The organism is Streptomyces sp. NPDC054841 (assembly GCF_053611045.1).
In genome coordinates, this window is the sequence record NZ_JBSGZO010000212.1 from 1 (window position 1) to 14,264 (window position 14,264).

A 14,264-nucleotide genomic window follows, 5' to 3' on the forward strand; every position below is an offset into this window, starting at 1 on the left:
GAACCAGCCCCCCGTACCCGATGCCACCGCCAGCTCGGGAACGCTTCCGTCCGCCCGTCGCACCTGATGTCCGCCCGCCTCGCCGCGCAACTGCCGCACCGCCTCCACCAGCAGGAACAGCCCCCGCATCCCCGGATGGCAGGCGGACAGGCCCCCGCCGTCGGTGTTCACCGGCAGCTCCCCGTCCAGCCGCAGCCGCCCCTTCTCGACGAACGCCCCGCCCTCACCCTTCGCGCAGAAGCCGAGGTCCTCCAGGGTCACGAGCGTCATGTAGGTGAACGCGTCGTAGATCTCGGCGATGTCGATGTCCTGTGGCCGGACCCCCGCCCGCTCGAACGCCAGCCGCCCCGAGACGGCGGCGGGGGAGACCGTGAAGTCCTCCCACTCCGACATCGTGGTGTGCGAGACGTGCTCGCCCGTGCCGAGAACCCACACCGGGGCCTTCGCCGTGTCCGGTACGTACTCCTCGGCCGCCAGCAGCACCGCGCAGCCGCCGTCGCTGCGGATGCAGCAGTGCAGCTTGGTGAACGGGTCGGCGATCATCGGCCCCGCGAGGACGTCGTCCACCGTGACCGGGTCGCGGAACATCGCGTCGGGGTTGTGCGAGGCGTTCGCCCGCGCCTGGACGGCGACCTCGGCGAGCTGCGCCGCCGTCGTGCCGTACTCGTGCATATGGCGGCGGGCGGCCATCGCGTACTTGGCGATCAGGGTGTGCCCGTACGGCGCCTCGAACTGCAGCGGCCCGCGCGCGCCGAAGGAGAGGTTGGAGGTGCGGCGCCCGGCGCGGATGTCGGCGCGGGCAGTCGAGCCGTAGACGAGCAGGACGGCGTTGGCGTGGCCCGCGGCTATGGCGTCCGCGGCGTGCGCGGCCATGACCTCCCAGGTGGCGCCGCCGACGGCGGTGGAATCCACCCACCGGGGCCTGAGTCCCAGGTATTCGGCGACCTCGACAGGGGCGAACGTGCCGAGGCCGGCCGAGGCGAGGCCGTCGACGACCGAGCGGTCGAGCCCGGAGTCGGCGAGGGCGCGACGGGCGGCCTGGCCGTGCAGGGCGTAGGGGGTGAGGCCGTCGACGCGGCCGCAGTCCGAGAGGGATATGCCGACGATGGCGACCTTGCGAGGGCTGCGCTGAGTGGTGGGCATGAATCTGACGGTACATCAGATTCGGGTGCCCGGAGGTACGCTCGTGGCATGGTCCGATCCTCTGCCGCAGACGTCGACGGCTATCTCGCGGAGGTGGCGCGGCCCGACCTCCCCCTACGCCCTGCGGCGTGGGGGGACCCCCAGACCGCGCTCGTCCGCATCCGCGAGCTGTGCCGCACCGAGCTCCGGAGCTACGAGGAGGTGATGGCGTACGGCATGCCCGCCTACCGCCGTGCGGGCGGCGAGCCCGAGATCGCCTTCGCCGACCAGAAGCAGTACATCTCCTTCTATCTGATGCGTGCGGACGTCACGGAGGCGTTCGAAGAGCGGCTCGCCGGCCAGGACATGGGCAAGGGGTGCCTGCGCTTCCGCCGGGTCGAGAGGGTCGACTTCGATCTCGTACGGGACCTGTTGAAGGCGACCGAGGGCGCCGGGCCCGGCGACGTCTGCTGACGGCCGCGGTGCGTCCGGTGGTGCGTCCCGGTGGTGCGCGCCGGGCTCTGGGCATCTGGGGCTCTCCCGCTTAACATGACGGCCCGTCAGATGACGAGGGAGCCATCCATGGACGCCGCCTTCACGCCCGAGCAGACCGAGATCCGCGCCACGCTGCGTGCGGCGTTGTCCCGGGGAGCGCCGCCCGGGCCGCCGGAACGTACCGCGGCGGGCTCCGCCGGTGACGGACCCGGGTACGACCCGGGGCTGTGGGCGCGGCTGTCGGCCGAGCTCGGGCTGCCCGGGCTGGCGGTGCCCGAGGCGTACGGGGGCGTCGGGTGCGGGACCGCGGAGCTGGCGCCGGCGTGCGAAGAGCTCGGGTGGGCGCTCGTGCCGTCGCCGTTGTTCGCGACTGCCGGGCTCGTGGCCCCGCTGATCGGCGCGCTCGGCACGGACGCGCAGCGTTCGGCCCTCCTGCCGCGACTCGCGGACGGCTCGCTCACCGGCACCCTCGCGGTGCCCGGCGGCAGCCTCGCCACAGCGCTCGCCCTCACCAGTGACAACGCGGACGGTGCGTGGGCCGGGGGCGGCCGGGCCGGCGGTGTGCAGGCGAGGCCCGCCGGCGACGGCGGGTGGCTGCTGTACGGGGAGGCCGCGCAGGTCCTGGACGGGCACAGTGCGGGGCTGCTCCTCGTCGCCGCGCACACCGGCGGCTTCGCGCGCGGCCGCACGCTGCTCTTCCTCGTCCGTACGGCGGAAGCGGACGGGCTGCGGCGCACCCGCTGGACCGCCCTCGACGAGACCCGGCCACAGGCCCGTGTCGAACTCCGCGACACCCGCGCTGAGTTGCTCGGCGACGACGATGGTCATGGCGATCGCATCGGTGCCGGTGCCGGTGCCGGTGCCGGTGCCAGTGCCCGCGACGGCGTGGCCGTCTCCGCCGCGCTCGCCGCCACCGGGCGCACCGCCGCCGCGCTGCTCGCCGCCGAAGCCGTCGGCGCGGCGGCCTCCGCCCTGGACCGGACCGTTGCCTACGTCAAGGACCGCGAGCAGTTCGGCCGGCCCATCGGCTCGTTCCAGGCGGTCAAGCACCGTCTCGCCGATCTGTACGTACGCGTCCAGTCGGCCCGTTCCGCGGCGTACTACGCGGCCTGGGACCCGTCGGAGGGCGGGCTGGCCCTCGCCCAGTGCCTGGAGGCGCTGCGGGTCGTCACCGGTGAGGCGATCCAGCTGCACGGCGGTATCGGCTTCACCTGGGAACACGAGGCGCATCTGTTCTTCAAGCGGGCCGCATCCGACGAGCTGCTCTTCGGCCCGGTCCACCGGCTGCGGGACCGCGCGGCGGAGGCGGCGGGGCTGTTCGCGCCCGGCGGCCGAGAGGTGGCCGGCGTCTGATGCCTCCCGGATTCCGCATGATGCAGAAGGTGTCCTCCACCCGGGTCTTCGCGAAGATCGCCCCGCACTTCATCCCGGCCATGGACCGCGCCGTCCACCGGCTCACCCGTGGAAAGGTGCTGCTCAGCGCACAGATGCTGCCGGGGGTCGTCCTCACCGCCCGGGGAGCGAGATCCGGGCTGCCGCGCCGTACCCCACTGGCCTGTATGCCGGAGGAGCGGACCGGTACGTGGATCCTGATCGGCTCGAACTTCGGCCGGCCCGGCCATCCGGCCTGGACGGGCAATCTGCTGAAGCATCCCGAGGCGGAGGTCAGCTGGAAGGGTGAGGACGTTCCTGTCCGTGCGGAACTTCTCGCCGGGGCGGAGCGGGAGGCGGCCTGGCGGGCGGTGCTGGCGTTCTGGCCGCCGTACGCGACGTACCAGGCTCGGGTGGAACGGGAGATCCGGCTCTTCCGGCTCACGCGCCGCGACAAGGCCTGAGCCGGGCGTGCCCCCGGGCGGAGTCCCCGGACAGGGCTCCCGGACAGGGCTTCGGGACAGGGCTTCGGGCGGGCCTCCCGGGCAGGGCTCAGGTGCCCAGGACACGGGAACGCCGACGGACGGTCACCCTCGTGAGCCGTCCGCCGGCGTGACAGGACTTGGCGCGGGCGCGCCCGTGTTCGCGCCCGACCCGTTACTTCACGGGCTTCTTGCCCGTGATGCCCAGATGCACCAACAGCGCCAGGTTCGGCTTCAGTTCGGCCTGTTTGACGCCCCAGGTCTGGAAGCCCTTCTGGTGCGACGCGACCGACGCCAGCATCGCGACCAGAGAGCCCGCCATCGCCGCCGGGCTCACGTCCTTGTCGACCTTGCCCTTGGACTGGAGCTCCTTCACGGCGTCGGTGAGGGAGTTGGTGACCGAGTTCAGGATTTTCATGCGGATCTTGTAGAAGCGCTTGTCGCCCTCGGCCGCGCCGAGGTCCACCACGCGCAGAATCGCGTCGTGCTTGCGCCAGAAGTCGAGGAATCCTTCGACGAGCTGCTCCGCGGTCTGCCAGCCGGCCTTGCCGACCCAGGAGCGCCCGGACACCAGATCGGTCAACCCGGCGCCCTCGGTCGCCATTTCCTCCGCGATCTCGAGGACCGCGCCCTCGACGTCCGGGAAGTACTGGTAGAAGGTCGCGGGCGAAGTCCCCGCCTTCCGGGCCACGTCGATGACCTTGACGTCCCGGTACGGCGAGGAGCTGAGCATCTCGCTGAGGCAGTCGAGCAGCTTCTGCCGCGTCGCCTGGCCGCGTCGACCGGCAACCCGGCCGTCGACGGTGCGTACTTGTCCTGTCATGCCGTCAGCTTACCGAGGGGTGATCGGCGCGCGATTCGGCCGACTGCAAATGGGGTGGGACCCCCGTGTGGGCTAATAGTGTTATCAACAGCCTGTGGATAACTTCGGTGGACAACTCAACGAAAAGCCCTTCTCTGCGTGCAGCGCGCACCGCGTTCCGGTTGACTGTGACAGGCGTCACAGACCGTGCTTCACGTGCTGTGCTTCACGCGCTGTGCTTGATGTGCTGCGCTGAGGAAGGGATCAGGCCATGGCCGCATTCACGGAGGGCATGCCGTGCTGGGTGGACGCCCAGCTGCCCGATCTCGAAGCGGGCAAGCGTTTCTACGCCGAACTCTTCGGCTGGACGTACGGCACGTACGAAGAGGGCGCAGCCGAGCGGTACGGCCACTACACCGAGGCCTTCCTCGACGGGAAACTCGTGGCCGCCCTCGTCCCCAAGCGCGACGGCCGCATGCCCACCACCTGGGGCATCTACTTCGCCACCGACGACGCCGTCAGGACCGCGACGAAGATCAGGGACGTCGGCGGCCAGGTGATCACGGCTCCGGTGCCGGTGGGCCGCTCCGGCACGATGGCACTCGCCGCGGACCCCGGCGGCGCGGTCTTCGGGCTCTGGCAGAAGGGCGAGAAGTCCGGCTTCGAGGTCCAGGGCGAGCCCGGATCGTTCTGCTGGACCGAGGTCTATACGAGGGAGAAGGAGCAGGTCGACCGCTTCTACGAGGAGGTCTTCGGCTTCCAGGGCACCCCGCTGCCCGACGACGCAGTGGACTATCTGATGTGGTCGCCCGCCGGGACGGAGGCCGGCGAGGAGACGGCGATCGGCGGCCGAAGCGTGATCACCGATGCGTTCCCGGCCGAGATGCCCGGCCATTTCCTCATCTATTTCTCCGTCGGGGACTGCGACGCCGCCGTGGAGACGGTGACCCGCCTCGGCGGCCGGATCACGGCACCACCCTTCGACATCCCGTACGGACGGATGGCCGTCGTCACCGACAACCAGGGCGCGTCCTTCGCGGTCCTGGCCGAGCCGGAGGCCAGGCCCGGGGCCGCGCAGCAGACCGAACAGCAGACCGAGCCGGAGACTGAGCCGGAGACCGGGCAGGCGACCGGGCCGGAGACCGAACAGAAGACCGGGCCGAAGACCCGGGCCGGAGGCCGAATCCGAGGCCTGACGTGGGGCCGGGGCCGAGGGGCAGGGGCCACCGGACCGACCCCAAAATGAGCCGAGACACCCCGGAACGCCCCCGGGTTCGCAACCGTCGTCTTCGGCAGGAACAATCAGGGGCGACGGGGCCGTACCTACATGGCCCGTACGGGGAGGTGGCAGGCGAAGTGGAGCAGCTGACGCAGCATGACCCGAGGCGGATCGGCCCCTTCGAAGTGCTGGGACGGCTCGGAGCCGGCGGCATGGGGCTGGTCTATCTCGCACGGTCGGCGTCGGGCCGGCGTGTGGCTATCAAGACGGTGCGCACCGAGCTCGCCGAGGACCAGCTGTTCCGCGTCCGTTTCACGCGCGAGGTGGAGGCCGCCCGGGCGGTCTCCGGTTTCTACACCGCGGCCGTCGTGGACGCCGATCCGCGCGCCGCCGTGCCGTGGCTCGCCACCGCCTACGTTCCCGCGCCCTCCCTCGAAGAAATAGTGAATGAGTGCGGGCCCATGCCGGCTCAGGCGGTGCGCTGGCTCGCGGCCGGTATCGCCGAGGCGCTGCAGTCCATCCACAGCGCGGGCCTCGTCCACCGCGACCTGAAGCCGTCGAACGTCCTCGTCGTCGAGGACGGGCCGCGCGTGATCGACTTCGGTATCGCGTCGGGCGTCTCCAACACCCGTCTGACCATGACGAACGTCGCCGTCGGCACCCCCGCCTACATGTCGCCCGAGCAGGCCCGCGACTCGCGGAGCGTGACCGGCGCGAGTGATGTCTTCTCGCTCGGCTCGACACTGGTCTTCGCCGCGACCGGGCACGCCCCCTTCCACGGTGCGAACCCCGTCGAGACGGTCTTCATGCTGCTGCGCGAGGGCCCGGACCTGGCGGGGCTGCCCGACGAGCTGCGGCCGCTGATCGAGTCCTGTATGCAGATGGAGGCGGGGCTGCGGCCCTCTCCGGAGGATCTGCAGGCGCAGCTCGCGCCGCATCTGTTCTCGTCCGGCAGTGATGACAGCGGTACGGCGTCGGCGTGGCTGCCGGGCAGGGCCGTGTCGATGATCGAGCAGCGCCGCGGCGGCCGTCCGTCGAGCGGCGGTGGCGCAGGTGCTGGTGCTGGTGCGCGTGCGCCGGAGCCGCCTCCCGTGCCGCCGCGGCCCGACCGCGCTCCCGACCGCGCTCCTGACCGTGCCTCCGACCGCGCCGACTGGGACGCGGCCTGGCGCGGTGGCAACGACCCCCGTACCGGACAGGCCCGCCCGCAGCCCGTGCCCGACGGGCCCGTACGGCTGGCCGGAGCCAAGGTTCCGATCGGTCCCGGCCCGCGAGTGGCGGCGGGGCGCAGTGCCGTCGGCGTGGGCGCCGGCCCTGCCACCGGCTGGGTCCGCCCGCCCGGCGGCGAGGCGGCCACCAGCGCCGTGCCCGCCCCCGCGTCCCAGCCCGTCCCCGCGCCGACGTCGTCCCCGGACGGCGGCCCGGCGCGCTGGCGGCCGTGGCGGTTCCGGATGTCGAACGACGTCTGGGGCACCCCGGTCGTCGACGGGGACCTCCTCTACGTCACCTCCTTCGAGGTCCATGCCCTGGACGTGGGCACCGGCCGCCGCCAGTTCAAGACCCGCGACGTCGCCTGGGCGATGGCCGTCGCGGGCGGCCGTATCCACGGCTCCGACGGGCCCACGCTCTACGCGCTGGACGCGGCGGACGGCGGCGAGCGGTGGCGGTTGCAGACCGACGCCTGGGTGTACTCCCTCAAGGCCGCCCGTGGCACGGTCGTCACCGGCACCCGGGGCGGCGGCGTCCAGGGACGGGAGGCCTCCAGCGGCGAGAAGCTGTGGGAGCTCACCGGAGCGCAGACCGACTTCGAGACCCCCGAGGCCGGGCCCGCGCTGTTCGACGACACCGTGTACGTATGGCGCAACGCCCGGCTCCAGGCCCTCGACGCCCGGACCGGCTCGGAGCGCTGGTCGTATCCCGTCGGCGACGCCGCGTCCTGCGGCGGTGTGCCCGTCCGGGTGACCCAGGCGCCGGACGGCTGTACGTATGTCGCGGCCGGCACCCGCGTCCTGTGCGTGGACACCGCGAGCGGCCATGTGCGCTGGCACTTCGAGGCGCCCGCGGTCTTCCTCTCCCCGCCGGCCTACGTGCCCGGACCCGCCGTGACCGGCGGCGGGGTCTACCTCGCCGACTATCTCGGCACGGTGTACGCGATCGACGCCACGACCGGCAAGGACCGCTGGCGCATCGCCACCGAGTCCCGCCAGTCGATCGAGCCGGTCCTCGTCGCCGACGGCAACGTCCATGTCGGCAGCGGCAGCGCGCTCTACACGCTGGACGCGGTCACCGGCACGCCCAAGTGGCGGTTCGCCGCGGGCGGCGAGGTCATCGGCGCGCCCGTCGTCGCCGACGGCCGGGTGCACTTCGGCTCCGCCGACCACGTGCTGTACACGCTGGACGCGAGCGGTGGGCAGCTCCGCTGGAAGCTCGCGACCGGCGGCGAGATCACCGGCTCCCCGGTCGCGCAGGGCGGCGTCGTGTACGCCTGCTCCAAGGACCGCTGTGTGTACGCGCTCGACGCGGTCAAGGGCACGGCGACGGGGCGGGGCTCCAAATGAGCCCGTCCGGGGGTCCCTCCGGGGGTTCCCCCGGGCGAAGCTCTGGGGGAGCTTGAGGACACGGCCGAAGGCCGTACGGGTCCGGGGGCTTGCCTCCCCACGCGGCGGAGTCGCACATCGACACAGCCGGGAAGGGGCGGGGTGGGGAAGGTGGGGAAGGGCTCGCCGCAGGCGTCCTACGGCTGCTGCCCCTCGTCGCGGAACGGATCCTGGCCGGGGCCTGCTCCGTACGGGTCGGGGCGCGGGCGGCGCGGGGCCGAAGGGTCGGTCGGGTACGTCGGCAGCGGCCGGGTGTCATCGGGCGCGGACGTCCAGGTGTAGGGAGCCTCGTCGGCCGGCGGCGGGTACGCGGGCCCGGGTTCCTCGACCCGTTCGACCCTCGGGGCGCGTCCGCTCATCACCGCCGCGGCCAGCAGCAGGAGGACGCCGCCGCCGAACGCGGCCGCGACACCGTCACCGAGACCGGGGCCGGCACCGCCGACCGTGATGCTGCCGGCGGCCTGCCCCTGGCGCACCGTCCACAGGACAGTGAAGCCGAGGACGATCAGCCCGGCCAGCGCCACCAGCATCCGCGACCGCAGCACCACCCCGACCAGGGTCACCAGTGCGGCGAATGCGAACGGAAGCAAGATCGATGCCGTGGCCGATCCCGCCGCCGCGTCGGTGATCCCCCCGAACAGATCCTGAATCCGGTAGTCGCTGCCGTGACGGCCGCCGTACCAAGCACGGAAGGGGCTCCAGACGGCGGCCGTCGCTCCGGCGAGAGCGATGACCGAGCCGATGACATTGCGGACCATGGCCGGCCTCCTCTCGGAGCAGACGGTACGCCCGCAGGTCATGGTTCGCGACTGCTAAATTGTCGCGCGTTCATCAAGTCTGCAAAGGGGGGCGGCGATGCTTCGCCGGCGTGTGAAATTTGCTGCGGTTCTGGTCGCTGTGGTGCTTGCGCTCACCGGGTTCTCCACCTCGTCCTCGTCCGGGAAGGGCGGCGGCAAGAGCAAAGGAAGCAGGAGCAGCAGCGGCGGGGGCGGGGGCGGCTGCTCCAGCTCCAAGAAGAGCAACGGCGGCTACCACGACTACGACTCGGACTCCGACTACGACTCGGGCTCGGGCTCGGATTCGTCGAGCGGTGCGGACAGTTCGGCCACCGCTGAGCCGACGCCCGAGGCCTCGACGACCGACGGCGTGGAGGTCGTGATCGTGGAATGCGTGGCCGAGCAGCAGCGCAGGCGCAAGAGCCGCACCGGCGCCAAGGCCACGTCCAAGAACGACAAGCCCGCCGCGACCCTACGGCTCACCTCGCGCGACTCGAGCGCGCACACCGTCGACGTGGACGTGGACTTCGTGACCCAGAGCGGCCTCTACGGCAAACTCCTCGACTCCGGCACGGTGGAGGTCACCCTGAAGGCCGGTGAGAGCCGCACCGTCGAGGTCCCGATGAGGACGCCGAAGGAGGCCTCGCGGGTCGGCGAGTGCCTGATCAGCGACGTCAGCGTGGAGTTCTGAGCGGTCTCGCAGCACTGTTAGGGTGACGTGCGCCCGTCAAGTCGGGCTTCGTCATACACCACACACTTTCAACGGGGGTTGCAAAGTGAAGATTCGTCATGTCCGCGCTGTCGCCGTCTTCGGCATCGCCATCGTCGCCCTCACCGGAGCCCGCGGCTCCCACGGCGGCGGCTGCGACAACAGCTCGTCGCATTCGTCCTCCGGCGGTAGCAGTAGCAGTAGCAGTAGCGGCGGTTCGAGCAGTAGCGGCTCCACCAGCGGCGATTACGACGGCAGTTCGTCGACCGGCTCCACCACGGGCGACTCCAGCAGCAGCTCCAGCTCGGGCTCGACCACCGGCAACAGCAGCGGAGGCAGCAAGGCCAAGGGCCGCGCCGAGGACGACGTCAAGATCGAGTCCTGCGCCTACAACGGGTCGGGCAGCATCGTCGCCCGGGTCAGCGCCACCAACAACGGCGACGAGCGCAACGACTACAAGTTCCAGGTGAAGTTCACCGACCCGAACGGCACGCTGGTGCGCACCAGCAACTCGACGATCCCGTGGGTCAAGCCTGGCGCGACCGACACCCTGGACGTCTTCGCGACCTACTTCGACGGCGACGGTACCGGTTCCAAGTGCGAACTGCTCAACGTCACCCGCGCGCCCAGCTCCTGACGTCCTAGCGCACTCTGTGCCCCTCGCGGCGGGCGGAGAACAGCTCCGCCTGCCGCTGCGGCGGCAGATTGCCGAGCGTGATCAGCTGAGGCGCGTGCGCGAGCGCCTGTGAGCGCGCCGCCTCCTTCGCCGACCAGACCGCCCGTACCGTCCCCTGCACCGCCTCCGTCGGGTACGACGCGATGACCGCCGCGCACCGCACCGCGGCAGCGACCTCTTCGCCGGGCGGAGTCACCTCGCTGACCAGCCCGGTCTCGTACGCCCGCCGGGCAGAGACCCGCTCGGCCGTGCCCATCAGCGCCATCCGGGCCACCTCCCCGAACGGCATCCGCATCGCCATGTACACCGACTCGTACGCGCTGACCATGCCGTACGTCGTATGCGGATCGAAGAATGCCGCGTCTTCGGCCGCGATCACGAACTCCGCCTCGCCCAGCAGGTAGAACGCCCCGCCGCAGGCAAGCCCGCGCACCGCCGCGATCACCGGTTTCCACAGATCGTTGGCCTTCGGGCCGATCGCGATCAGCGGATCGTCGACCGAGTACGGCGACGACGGCTGCGGCACCTCCACGGACCGGTCGATGCCCGTGCAGAACGCCTTCCCGCCGGCGCCGGTGACGACGACGGCCCGTACGGTGTCGTCGAACCGGAACTCCCGCCACGCGGCGGAGAGTTCGCGAGCCGCGGCGAGGTCGATGGCGTTGTGCCTGGCGGGCCGGTCGAGGGTGACGACGGCGACGCCGGTCTCCTTGTCCCGCTCGACGCGGATGCCGGGTGTGCCGGGTGCACCGGGTACGCCGGGTACGCCGGGTGCGTGGGGTGCGTGGGGTGCGTGGGGTGCGCTCATGAGCGCTCCAGCAGCCAGCGCGGCACGGTCAAACCGCCGTCCCCGAGCTCGGTGAAGGCCACCTTCACCGCTGCCCCGATACGCAGCCGCGCCGGATCGACCGAGTTCAGCGGCGCGTCGGGCGCGGCCACCACATTCCCGACGAGCCTGATGCGCGGGGCTTCGGCGAGCTCGACGACGACCGCGTTGTACGGGGCCTGCTCGGCGTACGCCGGCAGCAGCGGCGGATGCGGGAGTACGTACGACCAGATCCGGCCGCGTCCGCTCATTCGGCGCCACTCGCTGTCGAACGACTGGCAGTGCGGGCAGCAGGGGCGGGGTGGGAACCGCAGTTCGCCACAGCCGGTGCAGGCCTGTATGCGCAGCTCCCGCTGGGCGGTGTACTCCCAGAAGGGGGCGCCGTCCTCGTCGACAACCGGTGTCAGCATCTCAACTCCTGAGCAGTACGGCCGATGTGGGAACGCCTTCGCCCGCCGTGACGAGACAGGTCGCGGCATCGGGCACCTGCGCGGTGCTCGTGCCGCGCAGCTGCTTCACACCCTCGTTGATGAGGTTGAAGCCGTGGACGTACGCCTCGCTGAGCCCGCCACCACCGGTGTTGAGGGGCAGCCGGCCGCCGATCTCCAGCGCGCCCCCTTCGGTGAACGCGGCTCCTTCGCCCCTTCCGCAGAAGCCGTAGCCCTCCAGCGACAGCGGGATGAGCGGGGTGAACGCGTCGTAGATCTGGGCGACGTCGACGTCCTGCGGTCCGAAGTCGGCGGACTTCCACAGCTGCCGGGCGGCCGTCCAGGCGGGACCGGTGAGCGGGTCGTCGTTCCAGTAGTTGACCATGCCGTGGTGCTGGGCGGGCAGGCCCTGGGCGACGGAGTGCACGTACACGGGCTTGTGGCGCAGGTCCCGTGCGCGTTCGGCGGAGACCAGCACGCAGGCCAGCGCGCCGTCCGTCTCCAGGCAGTTGTCGAAGAGGCAGAGGGGCTCGCTGATCCAGCGGGAGGTCATGTACATCTCGCGGGTCATCGGCCGCTCGTACATCATGGCGGCCGGGTTCTGGTTGGCGCGGTTCCGGCAGGCCAGGGCGACATTGAAGAGGTGGTCGCGGGTGGCGCCGTACTCGTGCATGTAGCGCCGCGCCAGCATGCCGATCTCGTCGGCGGGGCGCAGCAGCCCGAAGGGCCGGGTCCACTGGCCGGGTGTGGGCAGCTGAACGGCGGTGTTCTTCCAGGGCCTCGGCCCGGAGCCGCGTTTGCGCGACCGCCAGGCGACCCCCACGCTCGCCTGTCCGGTCGCGATGGCGGCGGCGAGATGGGCGAGGGTGGCGCAGGAGCCGCCGCCGCCGTATCCCACCTTGCTGAAGAAGGTGACATCGCCCGCACCGATGGCCTTGGCCACCTCGACCTCGTCGGTCTCCTCCATCGTGTACGAGGTGAAACCGTCGACCTCGGCGGGTGCCAGCCCCGCGTCGTCGAGCGCGGCGAGGATGGCCCGGCAGGCCAGGGTCTTCTCGGATTCGGGGAGTTGTTTCGCGAAGGGGGTCTGTCCTATCCCGGCTATCGCGGTCGCGTCCTTGAGGCTCTTGAGGCTCGCCATGGGGGCGAGGGTACAGCTAATCTGACGGTCAGTCAGCTACTGCGGCGGGGACGGACGGCGGGAGGATCAGCAATGCGCGGCGACCTGGAGTGGGGCTCCATCCCGAGGCTGGTACGGAGTGCCGCGGAACGGTACGGGGAGCGGGAGGCCGTCGTCGAGGGCCGTGCGCGCGTCTCGTACGCCGAACTCGGCGCACGTGTCGAACGCGCGGCCGCGGCCTGCATCGCGGCAGGCGTCGAGCCGGGCGACCGCGTCGCCGTCTGGGCGCCGAACACCCTCGACTGGATCGTCTCCGCACTCGGGGCGGTGTCCGCGGGCGCGGTGCTCGTCCCGCTGAACACCCGGTTCAAGGGCACGGAAGCGGCGTACGTCCTGGAACGCTCCCGCGCCAGACTGCTCTTCATCACGGGCACGTTCCTGGGTACGTCGTACGTGGCGTCGCTGCGGCGCGCGGAGGTGGAGCTTCCGCATCTGGAGCAGGTGGTGGTGCTGGGGGACAGCGCGCCGGAGGACTACCGGACGTGGAAGGACTTCCTGGCGGGCGGCGACACCGTCACCGCCGACGAGGTGCGCTCCCGTGCCGACTCCGTGGACTCGTCCGCGCTCTCGGACATCATCTTCACCTCGGGTACGACGGGCGCGCCCAAGGGCGCGGTGATCACACACGCCCAGACCCTGCGCTGCTACGCGATCTGGTCCGACCTGGCGGGCCTCCGGGAGGGCGACCGCTACCTGATCGTGAACCCCTTCTTCCACACCTTCGGCTACAAGGCGGGCATCATCGCGTGCCTGATGCGGGGCGCGACGATGGTGCCGCAGCCGGTGTTCAACGTGGACACGGTGCTCGCGAACATCGCGGCCGAACGCATCTCCGTCCTCCCCGGCCCACCCACCCTCCACCAGTCCCTCCTGGACCACCCGGCACGCGACACCCACGATCTCTCCGCGCTCCGGCTCGTCGTCACCGGCGCCGCCGTCGTCCCGCTCCAGCTGGTGGAGCGCCTCCGCAACGAACTCCGCATAGCCACGGTGCTCACGGCCTACGGCCTCTCCGAGGCGTCCGGCATCGTCACCATGTGCCGCCGCGGCGACGCCCCCTCGACGATCGCCTCCACCTCCGGCCGCGCCATCCCCGACACGGAGGTCCGCGTCCTGGCCGCCCCCGGTGAACCCGGCGAGGTCCTGGTCCGCGGCCACAACGTCATGCAGGGCTACTTCGAGGACCCGGACGAGACGTCCAGTGTCCTCGACGCGGACGGCTGGCTCCACACGGGCGACGTGGGCGTCCTGGACGCGGCCGGCAATCTCCGGATCACCGACCGGATCAAGGACATGTTCATCGTGGGCGGCTTCAACGCGTACCCGGCGGAGATCGAACAACTCCTCGGTCTGCACCCGGACATCGCGGACGTCGCCGTCATCGGCGTCCCGGACGGCCGCCTCGGCGAGGTCGGCAAGGCGTACGCGGTACGGCGGCCGGACTCGACACTGACGGCGGACGACCTCATCGCCTGGTCGCGCCGGGAGATGGCGAACTACAAGGTGCCACGGGAGGTGGAGTTCGTGCCGGAACTGCCGCGGAACGCGAGCGGGAAGGTGCTGAAGACGGAGCTCAGGGAG

13 protein-coding genes and 1 pseudogene are annotated in these 14,264 nt (G+C 71.4%); 8 read left to right on the top strand and 6 right to left on the bottom strand.

Going from position 1 to position 14,264, the window contains the following annotated elements:
* The coding region (locus ACWGI8_RS25415) for a thiolase C-terminal domain-containing protein (protein ID WP_453664238.1) at positions 1-1,143 on the bottom strand (1,143 nt) is incomplete at its 3' end.
* Positions 1,144-1,191: 48 nt separating this feature from the next.
* On the opposite strand from ACWGI8_RS25415, the gene ACWGI8_RS25420 reads away from it, so the two are divergent.
* The 3 genes from ACWGI8_RS25420 to ACWGI8_RS25430 all read left to right on the top strand — a co-directional run bounded on the left by ACWGI8_RS25420 (position 1,192) and on the right by ACWGI8_RS25430 (position 3,452).
* Positions 1,192-1,596 carry an iron chaperone gene (locus ACWGI8_RS25420; RefSeq protein ID WP_453664240.1) on the top strand — a complete coding sequence of 135 codons (405 nt, stop codon included), beginning with the start codon at positions 1,192-1,194 and terminating at the stop codon, positions 1,594-1,596.
* Between the two features lie 108 nt (positions 1,597-1,704).
* On the top strand, positions 1,705-2,970 hold the full coding sequence (locus tag ACWGI8_RS25425) for an acyl-CoA dehydrogenase family protein (protein WP_453664242.1): 1,266 nt from the start codon (positions 1,705-1,707) through the stop codon (positions 2,968-2,970).
* Positions 2,970-3,452: a nitroreductase family deazaflavin-dependent oxidoreductase gene (locus tag ACWGI8_RS25430; RefSeq protein ID WP_453664244.1), complete on the top strand. Its 483-nt coding sequence runs from the start codon at positions 2,970-2,972 to the stop codon at positions 3,450-3,452. Before ACWGI8_RS25425 ends, ACWGI8_RS25430 begins: the two co-directional genes overlap by 1 nt.
* A gap of 193 nt (positions 3,453-3,645) precedes the next feature.
* Here the strand turns inward: ACWGI8_RS25430 and ACWGI8_RS25435 are convergent, their stop codons facing one another.
* Positions 3,646-4,293 carry a TetR family transcriptional regulator gene (locus ACWGI8_RS25435; RefSeq protein ID WP_453664246.1) on the bottom strand — a complete coding sequence of 216 codons (648 nt, stop codon included), beginning with the start codon at positions 4,291-4,293 and terminating at the stop codon, positions 3,646-3,648.
* A gap of 250 nt (positions 4,294-4,543) precedes the next feature.
* On the opposite strand from ACWGI8_RS25435, the pseudogene ACWGI8_RS25440 reads away from it, so the two are divergent.
* Positions 4,544-5,338 (top strand): annotated as a pseudogene (locus ACWGI8_RS25440) (VOC family protein); the annotation flags it as partial.
* Between the two features lie 290 nt (positions 5,339-5,628).
* Entirely contained in the window at positions 5,629-8,049 is a 2,421-nt protein-coding gene (locus ACWGI8_RS25445) for an outer membrane protein assembly factor BamB family protein (protein ID WP_453664247.1), read from the top strand.
* A 176-nt stretch (positions 8,050-8,225) separates the two neighbouring features.
* Here the strand turns inward: ACWGI8_RS25445 and ACWGI8_RS25450 are convergent, their stop codons facing one another.
* Positions 8,226-8,846, bottom strand: coding sequence for a hypothetical protein (locus ACWGI8_RS25450; RefSeq protein ID WP_453664249.1), 621 nt, complete (start codon positions 8,844-8,846; stop codon positions 8,226-8,228).
* Positions 8,847-8,958: 112 nt separating this feature from the next.
* Between ACWGI8_RS25450 and ACWGI8_RS25455 the strand changes: the two genes are divergently transcribed.
* Positions 8,959-9,555, top strand: coding sequence for a hypothetical protein (locus ACWGI8_RS25455; protein ID WP_453664251.1), 597 nt, complete (start codon positions 8,959-8,961; stop codon positions 9,553-9,555).
* A gap of 85 nt (positions 9,556-9,640) precedes the next feature.
* Positions 9,641-10,210: a hypothetical protein gene (locus ACWGI8_RS25460; protein WP_453664253.1), complete on the top strand. Its 570-nt coding sequence runs from the start codon at positions 9,641-9,643 to the stop codon at positions 10,208-10,210.
* A gap of 4 nt (positions 10,211-10,214) precedes the next feature.
* Here ACWGI8_RS25460 and ACWGI8_RS25465 read toward each other — a convergent pair whose 3' ends face one another.
* The 3 genes from ACWGI8_RS25465 to ACWGI8_RS25475 are packed head-to-tail and all read right to left on the bottom strand — an operon-like array spanning position 10,215 to position 12,644.
* Positions 10,215-11,057, bottom strand: coding sequence for an enoyl-CoA hydratase/isomerase family protein (locus ACWGI8_RS25465; RefSeq protein ID WP_453664255.1), 843 nt, complete (start codon positions 11,055-11,057; stop codon positions 10,215-10,217).
* Complete coding sequence (locus ACWGI8_RS25470) at positions 11,054-11,485, bottom strand: Zn-ribbon domain-containing OB-fold protein (RefSeq protein WP_453664256.1); 432 nt, start codon at positions 11,483-11,485, stop codon at positions 11,054-11,056. The genes ACWGI8_RS25465 and ACWGI8_RS25470 overlap by 4 nt, the downstream gene beginning before the upstream one ends.
* A 1-nt stretch (position 11,486) precedes the next feature.
* Positions 11,487-12,644 (bottom strand): lipid-transfer protein, encoded by a 1,158-nt coding sequence (locus tag ACWGI8_RS25475; RefSeq protein WP_453664258.1) that lies wholly within the window; start codon positions 12,642-12,644, stop codon positions 11,487-11,489.
* Between the two features lie 72 nt (positions 12,645-12,716).
* Here ACWGI8_RS25475 and ACWGI8_RS25480 point away from each other — a divergent pair.
* Positions 12,717-14,264 (top strand): FadD3 family acyl-CoA ligase (locus ACWGI8_RS25480; protein ID WP_453664260.1); only part of this gene is annotated, 1,548 nt, incomplete at its 3' end.

Excerpts from the sequence above, each read along its gene's own strand:
- ACWGI8_RS25465 (WP_453664255.1), bottom strand. The coding sequence starts at position 11,057 with ATGAGCGCACCCCACGCACCCCACGCACCCCACGCACCCGGCGTACCC.
- ACWGI8_RS25470 (WP_453664256.1), bottom strand. The coding sequence starts at position 11,485 with ATGCTGACACCGGTTGTCGACGAGGACGGCGCCCCCTTCTGGGAGTAC.
- ACWGI8_RS25430 (WP_453664244.1), top strand. The coding sequence starts at position 2,970 with ATGCCTCCCGGATTCCGCATGATGCAGAAGGTGTCCTCCACCCGGGTC.
- ACWGI8_RS25420 (WP_453664240.1), top strand. The coding sequence starts at position 1,192 with ATGGTCCGATCCTCTGCCGCAGACGTCGACGGCTATCTCGCGGAGGTG.
- ACWGI8_RS25475 (WP_453664258.1), bottom strand. The coding sequence starts at position 12,644 with ATGGCGAGCCTCAAGAGCCTCAAGGACGCGACCGCGATAGCCGGGATA.
- ACWGI8_RS25450 (WP_453664249.1), bottom strand. The coding sequence starts at position 8,846 with ATGGTCCGCAATGTCATCGGCTCGGTCATCGCTCTCGCCGGAGCGACG.
- ACWGI8_RS25435 (WP_453664246.1), bottom strand. The coding sequence starts at position 4,293 with ATGACAGGACAAGTACGCACCGTCGACGGCCGGGTTGCCGGTCGACGC.
- ACWGI8_RS25425 (WP_453664242.1), top strand. The coding sequence starts at position 1,705 with ATGGACGCCGCCTTCACGCCCGAGCAGACCGAGATCCGCGCCACGCTG.